The sequence below is a fragment of the Acinetobacter beijerinckii CIP 110307 genome, assembly GCF_000369005.1.
Classification (GTDB): Bacteria; Pseudomonadota; Gammaproteobacteria; order Pseudomonadales; family Moraxellaceae; genus Acinetobacter; species Acinetobacter beijerinckii.
This window is the reverse complement of record NZ_KB849763.1, coordinates 236,604-255,758: the sequence shown is the minus strand read 5'-3', so window position 1 is coordinate 255,758 and position 19,155 is coordinate 236,604. Positions and strand designations below refer to the sequence as shown.

The following is a 19,155-nucleotide window of genomic DNA, read 5'->3' as shown; positions in this document are numbered from 1 at the left end:
TTCGCATAAAATATTTATGGAAAATTATTCTAATTTTGAGGTTTATCTTGGAATCAATATTGATTTTAGGCTCGATTACATTGGCACTGATGTTAGGTGCGATTAGCCCCGGTCCTACATTTATTTATGTGGCAAAAAACTCGATTGCGATTTCACGTAAACATGGTTTATTTACTGCGCTTGGCACAGGTACGGGTGCAGCGTTGTTTGGCTTTCTCGCTGTGATGGGTTTACAAGCTATCTTGCTCGCAGTGCCTTCAGCTTATTTGGCTTTAAAAATCTTTGGTGGTTTGTACTTACTTTGGCTCGCTTATAAAATTATTAAACATGCCAAAGAGCCGATGGAGTCTACAGAAGGCAGCGTCAATAATATGAGCTATGCACAAGCTTTCCGTTTAGGTCTCATTACGCAGTTGAGTAATCCTAAAATTGCGATTGTGCTTGCGAGTATTTTCACTGCGTTATTGCCAAAAGAAATACCGACTTATTTTTATGTGGTTTTACCGATGCTATGTTTCTTTATTGACGCAGGTTGGTATTCTCTGGTTGCGGTGGCACTGTCTGCGGAAAAACCACGCCGTGTATATTTAAAGTTTAAGAAAGTATTTGATCGTGTTGCAGGTGGGGTAATGACCTTGCTTGGGTTGAAGTTGATCTTTGGGATGAAGTGATACCGTAAAAAAGCGACCAAGAAGGTCGCTTTTTTGATGGGTTAATCCTAAGTAAATATATTTAATCTTTGAAATGAGTTGGAATCCATTGATAGCTTTTTCCATCCGCAGAATAAATATGTCCAATCCCCGGAAATGGCAAATGAGGCGCAGCAATGGTTTGACCATTTTTAGCGAAATTAGTAAATTGCTTTAAACGTGTTTGAACCGCTTTTTTCGGGTCTATATCGTATTCAATTGCCGTTTCAGGTTTGTCAAATTGCACGGTATGTGAATGGACAATATCACCGATAAAGACTACAGATTCACCTTTGGTTTTTAGTTCATAACTAAAATGTCCTGGTGTATGTCCCGCCGTGTTAATGACTTTAAAGCCCTGAATTTCATCACCGAGTTTATACGTTTTAAAACGTTGTTTGGTTTGGTACGGGGCAATGGCTTCCTTAATCTTTTCGACTGTCCCTGAGTAATTGGCTTGTTTCTCTTTTGGTAATTTTGCCGCTTGTTTTGGATCTAACCAATATTTTGCTTCATCATCTGATACATAGACTGTCGCATTAGGGAAATTGGCAACGCCATCTTTACTGATACCACAGACATGGTCTGGATGTAGATGTGTGAGTAAAATCGTATCAACTTGTTCAGGTTGATAGCCTGATGCTTTTAGATTGCTTAAAACTGAACCTAAATGAGCACCGAAACAACTGGCTGCACCACTATCCACTAATACCAGAGATTTTCCTGTATTAACGAGGAAGGCATTGATAGATGTTTGCACGCCTTTATCTTGATCGGCATAGTATTTCTTCAAAATTTGTTGCACTTGTTGCGGTGAAATATCTTTAAACAAGCTTGGCGACATAAAGTTTGTACCATCGAGCAGGGCTGTGATTTGTATGTCACCTGCTTGATATTGATAGTAACCAGCGACTTGCTTTTGTTGTTCAATGATTGGTAAAGTTTTGGTTGTTTCTGCATGGCTCAGTAAAGGGAAGCACGAGCTTAATAAAGCCAAAGCAACTATTCTTTTCATTTATAAATATTCTCGAATTTAATTGAATTGTCTACTTTTTAGCACGGATACCTATTCTTTAAAAGCAAATAATCAAGCTAAAAGAAATCATATAATCTTCGATTGTGTTCTTGGATAAGAGGTTTCGCCTGTACATAAGGAAAAATATATTTTGTATCTAGTTTTAGGGAATCTATTCGATTCAAAATATTAGCCCTTATTTCAATTGTCTCCATTCAATAACAGCACAAATAACAGTAATTGGCAGAATGAAAACAAATTGTAGATATAAGAAAATGGGCAACCATTCGTGAGAAAATTGTGAGATTAGTAATGAAACAGGTGTCCATAAAAAACCAGTACAACAACCATAAGTGATAACTCGGTATAAATTGGCATCCGCTAACTTATTCTTGAATAGATGTAAAAATAATTCACCTGTGATATAGGCTGGAATGTAGCCAATAATATAGCCAACTACAATCGCAATCAGCATTAAAACAAACATTGGCATAACCACGCTTGGAGTGATTAGACCTTGTAAAAAACGAGCTGGGTGGTCTGAATAAATCAAGATATGGAAACTGATCACAATGATGAACGTTCCAATGATTGGACCATAACGAGTAAATGCTGTAGTTGAGAATTTATTCTTATTCATTTATGAAATTTAGTTTGATTTATTTCAAAATAACACAAAAGGGCTTCCGAAGAAGCCCTTTATACTTTATATCTTAAGACACTTTATCACCAGCTTTAGCGCCAGATTCCGGTGAGATCACCCAAACACCTTCGCCATTACCTGCGGCAAGTACCATACCGTTAGAAATACCAAAACGCATCTTACGTGACGCAAGGTTAGCCACCATCACTACTAATTTGCCTTTTAAATCTTCTGGCTGATAGAACTCACGAATACCACTAAATACATTACGTGGTTCAGCTTCACCTACATTTAAAGTTAATTGAAGTAATTTATCAGAACCCTCAACGGTTGCTGCTTCTAAAACTTCTGCTACACGGAGGTCAACTTTCATAAAGTCTTCAATACCAATAATCTCAGCTTCACCCACTTTAGGTTCAGGCTTTTTCTCGGCTTTCTTCTCTTTTTTCTTTTCCACTTTTGGCGCTTCTGCCGCAGCAGCTAAAGAGTCTTTAGATGCATCAACCATGGCTGCAACTGCTTTAGGATCAACACGCTGCATAAGCGGTTGGAATTGAGCAATTTCGTGTGCAACGAGGATTTGCTGACGTGATGCAAAGTCAAAGCTTTCAAGTTGTAAGAAAGACTGAACTTGAGCCGCAAGTGTTGGAAGTACTGGAGCTAAGTAAATTGCAAGCTGACGGAATAAGTTGATACCAACTGAGCAAACATCATGAACTTGTTGTTCTTGACCTTCTTGCTTCGCAAGCGCCCACGGTTTTTTCTCATCAATATATTGATTCGCTTTGTCCGCAAGAGCCATGATTTCACGAATAGCAGCAGAGAATTCACGTGCTTCATAGGCTTGAGCAATTGAATCACCCGCATCAATAAAGCTTTGAACCAGTTCAGGTTCAGCGCAAGTGCTTGAAAGCGTATTATTGAAATTGCTGTTAATGAATTTTGCACAACGGCTGGCAATATTCACTACTTTACCTACAAGGTCTGAATTCACTTTTTGTACGAAGTCATCTAAATTCAAATCTGAATCTTCAACTTTGTCAGAAAGCTTAGAAGCAAAATAATAACGTAAATATTCAGGATTCAAGTGCTGTAAATAAGTTTCAGCTTTAATGAATGTTCCGCGAGATTTTGACATCTTCTGACCGTTCACCGTTAAGAAACCATTTACGAATAAACCAGATGGCGTGCGGTAGTTCGCACCTTCAAGCATTGCAGGCCAGAACAGTGCATGGAAGTAAACAATGTCTTTTCCAATGAAGTGATAAACTTCTTTGTCGCTGTCTTTTTTCCAAAAATCATCAAAACTTAAGTCAGGACGTTTGGTTTTGATGTAGTTTTCAAAACTCGACATATAACCAATTGGTGCGTCTACCCAAACATAGAAATATTTGTTTGGCGCATCTGGAATTTCAAAACCGAAATAAGGTGCATCACGAGAAATATCCCAATCCGATAAACCTGCTTCAAACCATTCATCTAGTTTGTTGGCAATCGAAACAGGAAGACGACCTTGGTCACGTGTCCATTTTTGTAAGTATTCTGAGAAATTCGGCAATTTAAAGAAATAGTGGTCTGATGATTTCTCGACAGGAGTCGCACCACTTAACGTTGAGCGTGGATTCAATAATTCGGTGGCATTGTACGTTGTACCGCACACTTCGCACGCATCGCCGTATTGATCTTCCGATTTACATTTTGGGCACGTGCCTTTAATGAAACGATCAGACAGGAACATACCTTTTTCAGGATCAAAAAGCTGATTTACAGGTCGAATTGCGATATTGCCTGCTTCACGGTTCTTAATATAAATTTCTTCTGAACGAGCCTTGTTCTCATCACTGTTAGTTGAATCATAGTGATCGAAATGCACACCAAAACCATCAAAATCACGAATGTGTTCTTTTTGAACATTGGCAATTTGCGCTTCAGGGCTGATGCCATTGGCTTCAGCACGTAACATGATCGCTGTACCATGAGCATCATCCGCACATACGTAAGTCACGTCATGACCCATTGCACGCATCGCACGAACCCAAATATCTGCTTGGATATAACCGAGTAAGTGACCCATATGGATAGGACCATTGGCATAAGGAAGGGCATTGGTGACTAAAATTTTACGCACGGATATTGTTCTCTCATTCGTATTTGCAAGGTGGATGATTTTACATGACTTAAGAGCGACTTGCACAAAGGAATCGGTGAAATCTTTAGCCTAATGAGAAATCATTATTTTTAAACTTCATGCAAGTTTCACTTTGGCTTCAATCAAAGTACATCTGTTTGATCGAGAATAATCACAATATCAAAGAGAGGAAAATAAAAATGAGGTCTTGGTCATTAGTTTTTTCATCAGTCTCAGCAAGTATAGTTTCTGTTTTAAGTTTTGTGATTCCATTTTGTTTGTTCTTAAATTATCGACAGAACCATCTTATTCATGTGGTGAGCGATGGCATGGAAGTCATGATGTATCTGACCCCAATCCTTCTCATTTTGGCTTTTATCTTTTATTTGATTGTTCTAGCAATATTGAAATTACCCACTCAGATTTTTGATTTATTGCAGTTTTTAAAAATAAGTTTTGTGATCTTCATTGCTTGGGCTTTACTGGTCTTAACGATTCTGTTCGAAGATCAAGTGAACCCCATTGATTTCTCAACTTTAAAGATCGGCATTATGTTGTATTTCATGATGCTGCCGATTTTGGCTTTAGGATGTATGAGTGCGAACAGTTGTTATTTTTTGATGGATAAAGTAAATCAAAAGAAGAACATGATCCTATTTTGATTTAAAAAAAGTATGCATCCCAAAGGATTACATACTTTGCATCTGCTTAATGGTTACACTTTGCTTAGCGTTCTTTCTTAAAGAGATGATTTTCCCTTTAGACAAGAAGTGGATGTGGTAGCTTTTTAAACTATTAGTTTTTGGATCAACCGTGATTTCAGCAAAGAGTGGCGTTTGCCAAAGTTCATCACTTCCTAGAGTACCTAGCCAAGCTTGAGCTTTAATTACAGCGGTAAATTCATCTTTAACTTGTAAGTCGCTAATGCTCATTTCGCTGCACCAATGAACGGTCTTTGGAAATTCAACTTTTGAAAATTTCCAACAGATCGAAAGTGCTAAGCTTGTTGCAATTCCAGCATAATCATTGCTCTCATTATGAATGACGAGAAGTAATTGTTCTGCTAAATCACCCTCAAAAGAATCAATCATGTTTTGAATTCTTTTTTTACTCGACAGGATATAGTTCAGTCGTTTTTCTTGAGCTTGAAGTTCATGTTGAATTTCTAAAAGTTCATTTTCATTCATAGATAAAGCTTTATCAATAAAGTTAGGATTACGATAGTGCAAAAGTATATCTGATCTAATTGTTTATATTGTGAATAGTTTTTAATTGAAATTTGATGGTTGTAAAAATGATCGAAACACCAAGACTGATTTTGCGCCAATGGTTAGAAACAGATTATTCACGTTTTGCAGAGATGAGCGCTGACCCGCAGGTAATGGAGCATTTTCCGAAAATACTTAATCGATCAGAAAGTGATGCTTATATTGATAAATTAAAAGCAATCATTCAAAAACAAGGTTGGGGTTTTTGGGCAGTGGAATTAAAAGAAACTCAACAATTTATTGGTTTTGTGGGTTTACATGATCAACCCACACAATTTTCCTTTTCACCTTGTGTTGAAATTGGTTGGCGCTTAGATCAAGCTTTTTGGGGAAAAGGTTATGCGTCAGAAGCGGCAAATGCAGCCTTAGCTTTTGCTTTTGATCAGTTGAAACTAGAAAAAGTTGTATCTTTTACCACCCTAGATAATAAAAAATCTCAAAAGGTGATGGAGAAGATAAAAATGAGAAAGATCACAGAATTTCAACATCCTGCTTTAGATCTCAATCATCCATTAAGCTGGCACGTACTGTATGAATTATCTAAACATGAGTTTAAAGGGTAAAACTGCTGTTATTCTTTTATATGATTTTTATATCTAAAAATTCAAAAGGTTATCGAACAGAAATGATTTGAATCTTCCTGTATCCCAATTGTTTCAATTTGCAGCAATCACTTAAAAACTTATCTAAACGCGGTATAACTAAGACTGCTCCAAACAATATATATTTACCTATAAGTGAGGAAATAAGATGACAAATGAAAAAATTGACGAGTTAAAAACTCAAGCTGCTGACTTAGGTAATGATTTAAAACACAAAGCAAAAGAAGCGCAACTTCAAGGTGAAAAAGCAGTTGATGATTTAAAACATTCTGCTGAAGAGTTGAAGTTAAAAGGTGAAAAAGCGATTGATGATTTAAAAAGAGATGCTTCGGAACATAGTTCTGAAAATAAAGAAGCTTTTTCAAATAAAGTGGACGAAATTAAGTCTAAACTTGAAGATACTCAACATGCGGTTCAAGACAAATTCGACCATTTGAAAGAAGAAGCGAGTCACAAACTAGATGATGCAAAAGCAAAAGCTGCTGAATTAAAAGATGAAGCTGCTGCAAAATTTGATGATTTAAAAGCTCAGGCGAGCACTAAAATTGATGACTTAAAAAAAGCAGCATCGGATACCATCAATAAATTCAAAGGTTAAATCGGTTAATCTTTAAATGAATGACGCTCATATCGAGAGAAGAAATTAAGCTATAAAAATGAGCAATTATCTTCCCAGATATGAGCGTCAATTCTTCAATACTGCTAAACTAGCCAAACTCAGTGATATGTTGATCTGTTTTTGGAGTAAACAAAATGTCGTGGCTTTCTTCGCTAAAATCTGTTTTTTCACCCGCACAAGAGGTGAAGGAAGATGAAATTCAGACAGTTCTCCAAAGTTATATTCTGCCAAATTCTGAAAACGCACTCAAAGAGCGTATCACTCAAGTTAATGTTCAAGGGCGTATTTTACAGCTCACTATAAATACATTCCCTGAAGAAAAAGATCATTTGCAACAAATCCATGATGAACTTGCAGATGCCTTAGAAAAGTGTGGCATTCAAGAGCTGAATCTTCATATTATTCAGCAGAAAAATCCTGCACATGGTGAGGCTGGGCATAGTTGTTCATCTAAACCCAAAGCTGAAAATGCGAATTTACCTCCTGTGAGGGATGCTTCACCAAAAGCTGAAGTTGATCCAAATAATCCACCAATACAAAAAGCTGCTCCGCAACAAAGAGATGTTGCTGCACATCCACGCATTCAAAATGTGATTTTGGTATCTTCAGGTAAAGGTGGTGTCGGAAAATCTACGACAACTGTGAATCTTGCTTTAGCACTACAGCAACTTGGTTTAAAAGTTGGTGTTTTGGATGCTGATATTTATGGTCCAAGTATCCCTACCATGTTAGGCAATGCTGGACGCACACCACAAATCGAGAATGAACATTTTGTTCCTTTAGATGCTTATGGTATGGCTGTGATTTCGATTGGTCATTTAATTGGTGCGAACAATACACCTGTTGCTTGGCGTGGGCCTAAAGCCACTGGCGCATTGATGCAATTATTTAACCAAACTTTATGGCCAGACTTAGATGTGTTGGTGATTGACATGCCACCAGGTACAGGCGATATCCAATTAACGTTGGCACAACGTATCCCTGTGACAGGGGCAGTCATTGTCACAACACCGCAAAATGTTGCCTTGATGGATGCAGTAAAAGGGATTGAATTATTCAATAAAGTAAACATTCCTGTACTGGGTGTCATTGAAAATATGTCGACTCATATTTGTTCAAATTGCGGACATGAAGAACAAATTTTTGGTACAGGTGGCGGTGATCAGCTTTCTGAACAATATGACATACCTTTATTAGGACGTTTACCCTTAGATGTAAAAATCCGTGAGAATGCAGATCAAGGTAAACCAAGTGTGATTGCAAAAGATGTCGCATCTGAAAGCTATTTAAATATTGCACAAGCAGTTTTACAACAAATGCAAAAATTACCGCAGCGTCAGCGAGATGATAAACGTATCTTCTAAGTGATTGCATGACTAAAAGCCCAACGAAACGTTGGGCTTTTCTTTATCTGTAATGTTGAAAATATAACGATTAGTAAAATTTGGCACATGAATTGCTTCATCACTATTTTATTTTCGAGTGATGGTATGAAGTCAATTAAAAGAGCTGTAGGTTTTTTAGGATTGTGCAGTGCACTTTTACTGAGTGCTTGTAATGGTGATGATTCCCCAAAACAGACTGAGCAATCACAAGTTAAATTACAACCTATTGTGATCCAAGGTGCATTACCTGTCGAATCTGAACGTATGGCATCAAAATTAGATAACGTCAGTGTTGAAATGATAGGAGAGTGGAAATTTTGGAAAGGCACTTATAAAGGTTATCCAATGATCATTTCTAAAACAAGAATGGGAATGAGTAATTCAGCCGCTGCAACAGCATTAGCTATTCAACGCTATCAACCGATTGCGATTATCAATCAGGGAACATCAGGCGGGCATGATCCAGCTTTGAATGTATTTGATATTGTTTTAGGTAAATTCACTACCAATATAGGGGCATTTAAAACGCCAAAAAAACCGATTGGTGATGGTTCAAATGCATTGGAATGGAACGAAGCTTTTGATGTACTTCCTGATGATGAGGCTGACCCAGAGCCCATTGCGATACGAAAATTTGAAGCAGATCCAGAGTTATTAATTGCGGCTTACAAAGCTAAACCGAATTACAGCAAAGGGAAAGTGGTAGAAGGAACCATTGGTTCTGCGGATGTTTGGAATAATGAACTAGATCGAATTGATTTGTTGCGTAAAACTTATGGAACATCCGTTGAAGAAATGGAGGCTGCATCTGTCGCTCAGGTTGCACATCAATTTAATGTCCCATTCATTGGTATTCGTATTTTATCAAATAATATTACAAACAATGGAGCCTATAACCCCGCGACTGGTGAAGCGTGTCAAGATTACGTGCTGGATGTCGCAGAACAATTTATGAAAGCTAAAAGTGAAATAAAGTAGTTTAAACGTAAAGAAAGAAGAATGTTAAATCACTTCTTCTTTCTGAAGTTTAGAGCGGGCTTTCCAGTTTTTAATCACGACCCAACGCCACAATAAATGAGTCGCAAAATAAAAAATAATGGCAAATAAAATAGCTTCAATCACTAATCCTGAAACCAATATTTTTGCAAGACTAAAATCAATATGGCCATGACCAAAATTTTTTAACCAATTGATAATTTGATGAAGGACACCCAGTAGCATATCTTTATTAATCATATGAACGTGATAGATCTTACTACCAAACCAAAAACCGAGGTAAAGAATAGGAACTACGGTAAAGGGGTTCGTCAACCATGCCATACATAAGCCAATCGGTAAATTCACCTCAAACCAAAGTACGGTTAAGATAATAAAAATACTGTGAAAAGGGACAGGTAAAATACCCCAAAAAGTACCAATAAACATGGCTTTAGCAATAGAGTGTCGATTTACATACCATAGCAGCGGATTTAAGGTGCGTTCGCCAAATATCCTCATAAACTTAAGACGAGCGACTTTTTCCGATGAAGGAAGCCACTTCTGAAAGAATTGCTTAGGCATAAAGTTAAAAATAGATCTTAAAGAATCAATATATGGCGATAAAATAACACTATTTACTTATTAGAAGCTTAAAAATGTACTGATACGTGAAATTGTGTGCTGAAAGTGATTATCAATATTCAAGATAATTTGTATTCAAAATATACAATCTAAATCACATGACTCAGCAGTAGAGTGGGCTTGTAATTGATAAAAGCTAAATAAAATAAAAGCTTGCATAACTCATAGTCATAAGTGCTTACAGTTATTTTTTTGCTATAGATTTGTAATTGGATTAGTCTGAAACTAACTCTTAGTGAGGTCATTCAATGATTTCATGGTTTTTTATTGGTTTAGTTATAACCATTCTCCTAACACCAGGTCCTACCAATACTTTACTTGCATCTTCAGGGATACAAGTCGGTTTGCGTAAGTCTTTATTATTGATTCCTGCCGAAGCATTGGGCTATATCATTGCAATAAGCACATGGGGTTTTTTGATTGGTAAAGTTTCGACTACCTTGCCTTTATTACCTACTTTTCTAAAATTATTGAGTGCTTGCTATATTTTATTCCTCGCATTGAAATTATGGCGTACAGCAGACCAAGAAGTTGTATTAAATCAGCCAACCATCCGTCCAAGAGAACTTCTCTGCGCGACCTTACTTAATCCTAAAGCACTTTTATTTGCTTCTGCCATTTTTCCAGCAGCCGTTTGGAAAAGCCAAGAACTTTACATTGCTCACATGAGTACATTTGTCGGGTTGATTTTGCCAATTGCAATGTTCTGGATTTGTGTTGGTGCAATTTTAGCGACCAATAAAGTGACGTGGCTATCGCAAGCAAAACTTCAAAGAACTGCATCTATTGTACTAATCAGTTTCGCTATTCCTATCAGTTATTCTGCCCTTAGTAATTTATAGAATAAATAAATACCCTGACGTTGACATATCAATAGGGGGTATTGTTTTCATTAAAGTCATTTTAAGTTAAAGTAACCGCCAATCATTAACTTAGATTTTGGATAAAAGTCATGGCAATAAAATCTGATCGTTGGATTCGCGAAATGAGCGAAAAACACGGCATGATTGAACCTTATGCAGAAAATCAAGTTCGTTTCGATGAAAACGGAGAAAAGCTGATTTCTTATGGGGTATCTAGCTATGGCTATGATGTCCGTTGCGCGCGTGAATTTAAAGTATTTACGAATGTTCATTCCGCAATTGTTGATCCCAAAAACTTTGACGATAGAAGTTTTATTGATATTGAATCTGATGTTTGTATTATTCCGCCAAACTCATTTGCTTTAGCGCGTACAATTGAATATTTCCGTATCCCGCGTAATGTATTAACCGTTTGTTTGGGTAAGTCAACCTATGCGCGTTGCGGCATTATTGTAAACGTAACGCCTTTAGAGCCTGAATGGGAAGGTCACGTTACACTTGAGTTTTCAAATACAACAAACCTTCCTGCACGAATTTACGCAGGTGAAGGGGTGGCGCAAATGTTGTTCTTTGAAAGTGATGAAGTCTGTGAAACTTCATATAAAGACCGTGGTGGTAAATACCAAGGTCAAACAGGTGTGACTTTACCTAAGACTTAAAGAAAACCCATCATTTGTAAATGATGGGTTTTTTAATACAATGATTTTAAAACGCTTCCTTCATCACAATAATTGTTCAGACGAATGAAGCTAGTAATTAATAAAAAATAAGATACAATCAATACAGTTTGATTTGTTTTTGTACAAGATCACTGAAGTTGCTATTGCCTTATTTAGGTAAGTATTTGATCAGGCAGAAATGAGTAATAAAAAGAACATATGGATGTTTTACATGGAGGTCGTTATGCGACGGTTTAAGTCTCTATATTTTGCAATGTTGGTGTTGAGTAGTAGTGTATGCCTTAATTCTGCTTATGCGTCCTCCGAAGGTTTGCAACGTTTGAGCGATAGTGAAATGTCTGCAACAACAGGGCAGGCATTAATGAGTTTAACTTATATATCACCGAAAGATACTCTCAATTTAGAATCGCAAAGAACAGGAGTTTCTAATCCCAGCAATGGTGGCGTTGGATTTTACAAGCTAGGCTTAGAAGCGACATTAGAATTAAATGCAAATATAAAAAAATTGCAATTAGGTTGTGGTGGTGTAAATGGTTCCGGTGCGTGTGATATTGATTTTGATAATGTAAGTTTAAGTGGTGTAGCAGATACTCGAGAAGGGCGAGTACAAAGTGATGCAAAAATCACGAATCCTTTTTTTGAATTTGCAATTAAAAATCCAAATTCAGCATCTACTCGTGAGATATCTGGTATTCGTTTTAGTGCTGAATCAACTCAAGGCTTACTAACTATTGGGACGGAAAATTCGGCTACACCAAATGGTATCAATAGTTTAAGTGGTTATATGGTAGTAGCTCCTCAGACTGGTTTAGCAACAGTTAATTCTTCTCGTGTAACACAAACAGGTCCAGCGTGTACGGTCAATGCAACTAATGGTTGTGGTCTTAATCAGGCAATTACAGGTAAGGCTCGAGGCACAATTCTTTTTGGGGCTGGTTTTAATCTTGATTTCACAACTAAATCTTATGATATAACACTGACCCCTACGCAAAAAGCACAGTTAGTCTTACCACAACAAGTGATAACAGGTTCTAGAATGACAACGGCAAATTTGATGGCTTCTGCTGTGGTGAGTGGTATTAATTTATCAGGTACGTTGGCTGCTGATGTTGATATTCTAGGTGGCATTACTTTAAATGGAGATCTTACTGGAACTATTAATAATTTACCTGTAACAGTACCATTATCAGAGAATCTAGGGTATATCCATAAAATCAATTTAAGTGGTAGTCCAATGTCACTCTCATTGCAGGCACGAGATATAATATGGCCTGGGACGGTTTCAACAGCTAGATCTGGTTGGTGGTTAGAGCTATCTAATCCAATAGATATTGGCTCAATTGATCCAACAGATACTGTGACAATTAAAGCGGACACTGTCAGAGATGCATTGACTTCTGTGAGTCAAGAATTAACGACTAACCCATTGAATTGTGGATTTCTAGCTACAGCTTGTCTAGGTGGAAATTTTAATGTTGGAACAAGAGATTTATCTGGTGCAAGGCCAGCAGAATTGCAGTTGAGTAATCTGCAATTGGTTAATCAAACATTTGCCCCGAACTGTTATGGTTCTTTAAAATTTTGTTAATTTTACATTTATATTAAAGTCGCTTAAGCGACTTTTTTAATTTTCGCTTATCGGAAAAATGTAACATTTAGCCAGTTTGTTTTGCATTTGTGTAAATGTTAGGCATAATGTAATTTGAAAGAATGTAGGTGAAACCTACAAATTTAAGTGATGCTTGGAAGCATTTCTTCAATTTTGGAGATGTAAGTCACTTATTGGGATAAAAATAAAGTTGGTGCGGAGCATCGTTAACAGGAAGGTCAAGATGACTACACTTTACACGGTATCATTTCAAAAAACTGTTTTAGCGAGTTTGATTGGGTTATGCATAAGCCAATCTGCTTTTGCATTGCAAGAGCTTTCGGATGATGGTCTAAGTCAAACCACTGGTGAAGGGATTGCATTATTACCGCAAGATGCCTATTTTGTTTTTCGTGGTGCAGGACCAAATGAGACTCAGGCTGATATCTTAGATGCGACTAAACGTGTAAATGATACGGGTTATATTCATTATGTTCCAGTAGGGGGCTTAACCTCAACTGTGCAAGATACGAATAAAGATGGCAATGTTAACTCTTTAGATCATTCGGTCGGTAAAGCAGATTTATATTTATATGGTTTGGCAATTTCTAAAAATGCCAATAATGATACCAATAGTCGTTTAGATACTGGTATGAATGGTCTTATTGCTAATGCTGCAATAAAAAGCTGGGGTACAGCAACTAACCCTTGGATATTTAAGGCAACGACAGCAAAAAATGTTCCTAATTTCAGTTCCAGTGCATGTACGGGTGGAACAGATGTATCATGCCAAGTCACTTATTTAAACTTAGAAGCGCCCCTATACGAGACAACTATACCGACCTCAGCTGCGAATGGTGCAGACGCTTATAATCTAAAATTGGGTTTATGGGCTGATGCATTCGTGCGTGATCAAAGTAAAGCTGAAGGTAATGCAGATCAATTTAAATTAGGTGAACAATTTAGTACAACACATACGTCAAGACCTGAAGAAGCTGAACGAGCTAATCGACTAAGACTACAGGGAATATGGAATGGTTTCAGTGTTAATGGTAGTAATTTGCAAGTATTCCAAACACTTAAAGGGGCAACTGATAGTGGCGGGTTAAGTTATTTTTATAATAATACTCTAGGTTTGGCTGGTACTCTTCGTTTTAACAGTGGTGATGGAGCCGGGTTAAAGGCAGGAATAACAAGACCTACCATTAACCGTTCTGAATCAACAACATTGCGTTATTCTACTCAAGATCTAAATTATGTAAATTCCGGAGCTGAACCAACAGATGCGTCTTTTAATAGTCGCATTTATCAATTAAGAACTCAAAATACAACGGATAGTGTTAGCGCATGGAGTTTTAACATGCCGTCTGTTAAAAGTGTTCTTAGATTTAGTACGCAAGAATGTGGGGCTGGTAATTTAAATGGTTGTACTACGGGTTCGGCTCAGGGTTTATTAGCAAGTCCGGGTGTAAGCGGAAGTGGTGTTACAACGGCTCCGAACTTTTCGCCAAATGAAGGTCTATTTATTTATAACCCTAATATAAATTTGGTATTAGGTTCTTTATACCAACCTGTTATTTTAGGGTCTGATGGTAAGAACTTTAGCTTGGAAGTCACAAGAATTCCGAATAAAGAAGAAATATATAAGAAAATTTATACAGATTATACTGGTACAGATGCAAGTTATTTGGGTTCAACATGTAATGTATATCAGTGTGGAACAAGTGAAATTTCAGGTTATCAAGGTGGTTCTCCTCGTGATGACTATTCTGCAAGTAGTTTAACCAATAAAAAACTTGCAACGCATAGCAGTATCAGTATCGGTACTGTTGAATCTTTGGATGGTGGTAAAACACTACAAGCATTTAAAGGTACTGCAACACAGGATGCAATTGGTATTTCTTTTGGCTTGATCCCGACTGGAACAACTAATATTGCAGCAAGTACCAGTAATTATTACCAATTAGAAGCAAGAATCAGATCGTATTACACACCAAATGGTTGTGTCGCGACAGGCACCGGTAGTCCTGCATGTACTGCTAATACAACCAGCACCACAGCTAACCAGCAAAATAGATGGACATATGTAACTGGTCTGAATAGTGCAGGTCAGACTGCTAACCCGTATGGGGTGAATATAAATTCAAGCAGTTGGAGAAACTTTGCATCTTTCCGTAATTATTTCAATTGGAATACTGATGGAGGTAGGTGTAATAACAGTACAGGAACTACAAATACATGTTTTGATTTTGCAATGACGGGTGGTGCTGCGAACGGAAGTGGAAGTGGTGGTTGGGTTAAAGTAAGTAGTTTTGATGTTCCTGAAATTGTTGCTGGATATAATCCAACAATTGCACATACAACTTATACTGCAGGAAGCAACAATACAAGACAAATCACGATTCCTGCTTGGGCAGCACTACCGACTTGGAATGCGAATATGGGTACTGGCGCTAATTTCAGTGGTTCAAAATGGACATCTAACCCAGCCCCTAGTTCTGCAAATGTAGGACTGAATAATATGGGGTCAGCTGTTATTGATGGGCTACTCATTCAACATATGAAAATAACGACGGCAGGGCTATAAAATGATGAAAAAAGCTTCTATTGTTTTATTGCTTGCTACGAGTTTTGCTCATGCAGAACTCAAGGTATTAGATAACCAAGAGCTACAGGCAGTTCAAGCGCAGGCTGGAGCTGACTTATCTCTTAAGTTATCGCTAAACCATAACGTGATGTCTAATGCTGATCTTCAAGACGCGACTAAAACTCCGACTTTTAATTGTACAGATTTGGCTTATTGTCGTTTAGCGATTTCATTTAATAAACGATTTGTACAACAGAATAGTGGTGATACTGTTGATTTGTGGACTAAAGCTGCAAGTGATCCAACCAGTGCTGCAAAAGCTCGAAAATTATGGCTAGTTATGAAAGGAATTCAAGGAACCGTTAATATTCAAAAACTAGGTTTAGATGGAGTCGATTTAGTTTATAAAAATGACAGCGGATTAGACAAAATTAAACCTTCAATGCAACTCAGTTTTGATGCATCCAAGCCGATTCAAATTCGTAATTTTGGTTTTACTGCTTTATCAATTGAGCAGGATAAAGTGCTTTCTTATTATGATACCAGCGGTAACTTAATTGAAGAAACAAGCACTAATCCTGCTGATTATGGATATCTAAAAGCTTCTACATATGCAGCAAAAGCTCAGGCTACTGGTACAGTCGCAAGTGGAGCAACAACAGCAAATAATTATGATACTGGTCGAGAAACTGGTTTTGTGGGAATGCAAATGAACGGTAATCTTGCTATGCAAGGACGAATTATGATGTTTAGTTGTGACAGCGGTCATCCGCGTTGCTAATCACATAACTTCACAAGGATTATAGTGATGAAAAAAAATAAGCAAAACCACAGATTAACATGTTTCACAATGACTACTTTAGCTGCAAGTTTAATGCTAGTAAGTCATTCAACTTTTGCGTTACAAAGTCTTGATGACAGTGCATTACGTAATATAAATGGTCAAGATGGTGTGCATATCGCGACAAGTTATGATGCTGTTGATGTTCAACAGTTTTATTGGGAAGATGATGCTGGGCGAGGTAGTGCTGGAGCAACCAATACAAAACTGAGAGCGATAGCAGAAGGTTTTAAAATTAGACAAAGTAATGCTTCACCACTTGGTTTGGGAACAGATTATAAGATTAATATTGGTAGTCAAACTGGCAAAGCTGGGCTTGATTTAGAGCTTTCAACCAATCCGTCCTTAATTACTGTAGATGCTTTTAAAGTATGTGATACAGAATCTTCTATGCGTTGTAGTGATCCTGTAGGAACATTAGGTATTCAAACAAGCTCAGCAATTGGATTAAGCTTTCAGACTAGAGACGGTTTATTTAGTAAAACTAGCCAATCAAGTTTAGTCTTAGGTCTAAAGAATGCGAATATCTACTTAGGGCAAGTAGATGTAAATAATCAACTCAATCAACTTATTTTGAAAAATTTCAATTTTAATTTTTTAGGTAAAGGTGTGATGTATGTTGATGACAAAGAAGGTATTCGTATTCAAACAAATGCTGTTGGAACACCTAACGCATTGACAAGTAATAGACCAAGTTCAACACTTGGCTATGTCGATTTTACACGTGTAGAAGACAGTGGTAGTTCTGCGATCACAGCGCGAACATATAAAAATGGTTCAAATAATGCAACAAATGCAGGTTTGAATTTAGAATTCATGACGAATAAAAATGTCACAAATACTGATAATAATACTCGCTATGCAGTGACTAATGATACGAAAACACCTGCGGGTGCAGTAGGTCTGATTCGTGTAGGTGCTAGTGGGCGAATGGTCAATGGCTCATTACAAATTCGTGGAGTTGATTCGACTGGACTAGCAAATCCTGTAATTACTACAGGGCAGTATGGTAATCCAAACAGTACCAATATTTTAGGTACAGCGAATAATGGACTTGGTGCAGGTGCCTTAGGTGGTAACATTGTGGGTGGAACAGGCATCGGTTTCCGCATGAAAGCCGACTTCACTACAGATACAGACATGATGTTAGATACTAATATGGATGGAACTGTAAGTGCTGCCGAAAAATCAAATGCAACCACTTTGGAAATAGGTGGTGCAGGATTAAATACTTATGGGTTTGAATTCGGTAATCTGACAGGGCTTCAAACTGGAACTCGTGGCTCATTTGATAGTGGGAATGTCTATATAAACCTAGTTGATACTAAGTCGGTTGCTTTACCCGCAAACTATGTCTTTCAAACTAGTCGTTTTGGTAGTGGCCAGTTCTTAACAAGTGCCGCAGATTACACCCAAAATCTTCATACGGGTACGGGAAATACAAATCCATATAGTATGTTAGTTGCCGTTCGAGGAGCAGAGTTCCAAGCAATTTCAAGACGAGGACGTTTTACCAATAGTGCAACCTATAATCCTGCTTCTGGTTATCAGCCTATTATTGAACATGATGGTTCAAATACAGGCGCCAATAAATTAAATACATGGGGATTGGCATTACCTTTCTATAATTTGAATGCCAATATGGCTATTTTTGGAACAAAGGCTGATGCAGGCTCCGTTTATACATATGATCTCAATGGTAATAAATCTACGGTAGGTACAGGACAAACTCCTCGTTTAGGTTTCTCTTTAGCAATGAGTACTGATGGGATCGACCGTAATGGTAGCTTTGTTGCACAAGGGAATAAAACAACATCTATATTGGTGATTGATGGTGGTGATAACGATAACAACAGTGCTAACGGTATCCAACCAACAAACTATTATATGGGATTGAGAAATATAGATATGCTTCTCAAAGGCGCCGGAACAATTGGTGTTGAAAGAGGTAGCTTTAACGTTAGTCTAAAAGATATGCTCATCGTAATGTCTGCTGAACTTGCAGCGGGTTATCTACCTGGTTCTATATATAAAACTTGTGCTGCAAATGGCAGTGCTGTGGGCTGTTCTAATGGAAGTGCTGCACCAGTAAACAACTTTGCTTTAAAAGATGATGTATTACTTGGCCTTAAATTACGTTTAGGCGGTAACATGGATTTTTCACTTATTCCGAATAATGAATATAAGAGTGATGGAACTGGTAATAGTTTAAGTATTGTGGGTGATTTTGAATTAACAGGGAACAACAATACGATTCAGATTAGTGATCCAATTGATGGTTCTACTCTAGGCCTAGATAATTTGCAGGGTAAATTGGCTTTTAATAATGCGATTGTTGTTGGTCGAGATAGTACTGGTGAAGGTATGGTTGGATTCAATACTGCTTTGACATTTAACCCTGCTGGTACCAATGGTACTGGAACAGCAGCAGACAAAATTGCAGGTGTATTTAGAGCACGTGATATCAATCTTTATCCTCCTGCGACGGGTGCAGGTGCTCGCTTAGGTGAAATGGTACTCACAGGTGGTCGTTTAAGTAGCCAATTGGGCATTATTCCAAGAAACTGAGTCTCTTAGATCATCCGATGATTGAAGTATTCTGTATCGTGATAATGTGTTAAAGTTGT

17 protein-coding genes are annotated in these 19,155 nt (G+C 37.5%); 12 read left to right on the top strand and 5 right to left on the bottom strand.

Translation table 11 applies throughout. The features are described from left to right. The first annotated feature begins 47 nt into the window (after positions 1-47). Positions 48-671, top strand: coding sequence for a LysE family translocator (locus F933_RS01200; protein ID WP_005057642.1), 624 nt, complete (start codon positions 48-50; stop codon positions 669-671). A gap of 61 nt (positions 672-732) precedes the next feature. On the opposite strand, the gene F933_RS01195 is transcribed toward F933_RS01200, so the two are convergent. The 3 genes from F933_RS01195 to metG all read right to left on the bottom strand — a co-directional run bounded on the left by F933_RS01195 (position 733) and on the right by metG (position 4,475). Further along, positions 733-1,704, bottom strand: coding sequence for an MBL fold metallo-hydrolase (locus F933_RS01195; protein WP_005057640.1), 972 nt, complete (start codon positions 1,702-1,704; stop codon positions 733-735). Positions 1,705-1,900: 196 nt separating this feature from the next. After that, a complete protein-coding gene (locus tag F933_RS01190; RefSeq protein ID WP_005057638.1) occupies positions 1,901-2,344 on the bottom strand; it encodes a hypothetical protein in 444 nt (147 codons plus the stop codon). 73 nt (positions 2,345-2,417) lie between these two features. Beyond that, the gene (gene metG, locus F933_RS01185; RefSeq protein WP_005057637.1) at positions 2,418-4,475 is read right to left on the bottom strand and encodes a methionine--tRNA ligase; all 2,058 of its coding nucleotides are present in this window, start codon (positions 4,473-4,475) and stop codon (positions 2,418-2,420) included. 200 nt (positions 4,476-4,675) lie between these two features. On the opposite strand from metG, the gene F933_RS01180 reads away from it, so the two are divergent. After that, positions 4,676-5,137, top strand: a complete 462-nt coding sequence (locus F933_RS01180; RefSeq protein WP_005057636.1) for a hypothetical protein — start codon at positions 4,676-4,678, stop codon at positions 5,135-5,137. Positions 5,138-5,164: 27 nt separating this feature from the next. Here the strand turns inward: F933_RS01180 and F933_RS01175 are convergent, their stop codons facing one another. Next, a complete protein-coding gene (locus F933_RS01175) occupies positions 5,165-5,662 on the bottom strand; it encodes a hypothetical protein (protein ID WP_005057635.1) in 498 nt (165 codons plus the stop codon). A 107-nt stretch (positions 5,663-5,769) separates the two neighbouring features. Between F933_RS01175 and F933_RS01170 the strand changes: the two genes are divergently transcribed. The 4 genes from F933_RS01170 to F933_RS01155 all read left to right on the top strand — a co-directional run bounded on the left by F933_RS01170 (position 5,770) and on the right by F933_RS01155 (position 9,327). Continuing rightward, positions 5,770-6,306: a GNAT family N-acetyltransferase gene (locus tag F933_RS01170; RefSeq protein WP_005057634.1), complete on the top strand. Its 537-nt coding sequence runs from the start codon at positions 5,770-5,772 to the stop codon at positions 6,304-6,306. Between the two features lie 187 nt (positions 6,307-6,493). Next, on the top strand, positions 6,494-6,943 hold the full coding sequence (locus tag F933_RS01165) for a hypothetical protein (RefSeq protein WP_005057633.1): 450 nt from the start codon (positions 6,494-6,496) through the stop codon (positions 6,941-6,943). A gap of 155 nt (positions 6,944-7,098) precedes the next feature. Further along, positions 7,099-8,328, top strand: coding sequence for an iron-sulfur cluster carrier protein ApbC (gene apbC, locus F933_RS01160; RefSeq protein WP_005057632.1), 1,230 nt, complete (start codon positions 7,099-7,101; stop codon positions 8,326-8,328). 126 nt (positions 8,329-8,454) lie between these two features. Then, complete coding sequence (locus tag F933_RS01155) at positions 8,455-9,327, top strand: 5'-methylthioadenosine/S-adenosylhomocysteine nucleosidase (protein WP_005057630.1); 873 nt, start codon at positions 8,455-8,457, stop codon at positions 9,325-9,327. Positions 9,328-9,351: 24 nt separating this feature from the next. Here F933_RS01155 and F933_RS01150 read toward each other — a convergent pair whose 3' ends face one another. Continuing rightward, entirely contained in the window at positions 9,352-9,909 is a 558-nt protein-coding gene (locus F933_RS01150; protein ID WP_005057627.1) for a DUF2062 domain-containing protein, read from the bottom strand. Between the two features lie 308 nt (positions 9,910-10,217). Here F933_RS01150 and F933_RS01145 point away from each other — a divergent pair, with 308 nt between their 5' ends. The 6 genes from F933_RS01145 (at position 10,218) to F933_RS01120 (ending at position 19,096) form a co-directional block, all read left to right on the top strand. Next, positions 10,218-10,811 (top strand): LysE family translocator, encoded by a 594-nt coding sequence (locus tag F933_RS01145; protein WP_005056676.1) that lies wholly within the window; start codon positions 10,218-10,220, stop codon positions 10,809-10,811. 110 nt (positions 10,812-10,921) lie between these two features. Then, entirely contained in the window at positions 10,922-11,491 is a 570-nt protein-coding gene (dcd, locus tag F933_RS01140) for a dCTP deaminase (protein ID WP_004663684.1), read from the top strand. Between the two features lie 244 nt (positions 11,492-11,735). Beyond that, positions 11,736-13,100, top strand: a complete 1,365-nt coding sequence (locus F933_RS01135) for a hypothetical protein (protein WP_005057623.1) — start codon at positions 11,736-11,738, stop codon at positions 13,098-13,100. 244 nt (positions 13,101-13,344) lie between these two features. Beyond that, a complete protein-coding gene (locus tag F933_RS01130; RefSeq protein ID WP_005057620.1) occupies positions 13,345-15,687 on the top strand; it encodes a hypothetical protein in 2,343 nt (780 codons plus the stop codon). A gap of 1 nt (position 15,688) precedes the next feature. After that, a complete protein-coding gene (locus F933_RS01125; RefSeq protein WP_005057619.1) occupies positions 15,689-16,468 on the top strand; it encodes a hypothetical protein in 780 nt (259 codons plus the stop codon). Between the two features lie 27 nt (positions 16,469-16,495). Further along, positions 16,496-19,096, top strand: a complete 2,601-nt coding sequence (locus F933_RS01120; RefSeq protein ID WP_005057617.1) for a DUF6160 family protein — start codon at positions 16,496-16,498, stop codon at positions 19,094-19,096. Positions 19,097-19,155: the final 59 nt, after the last annotated feature.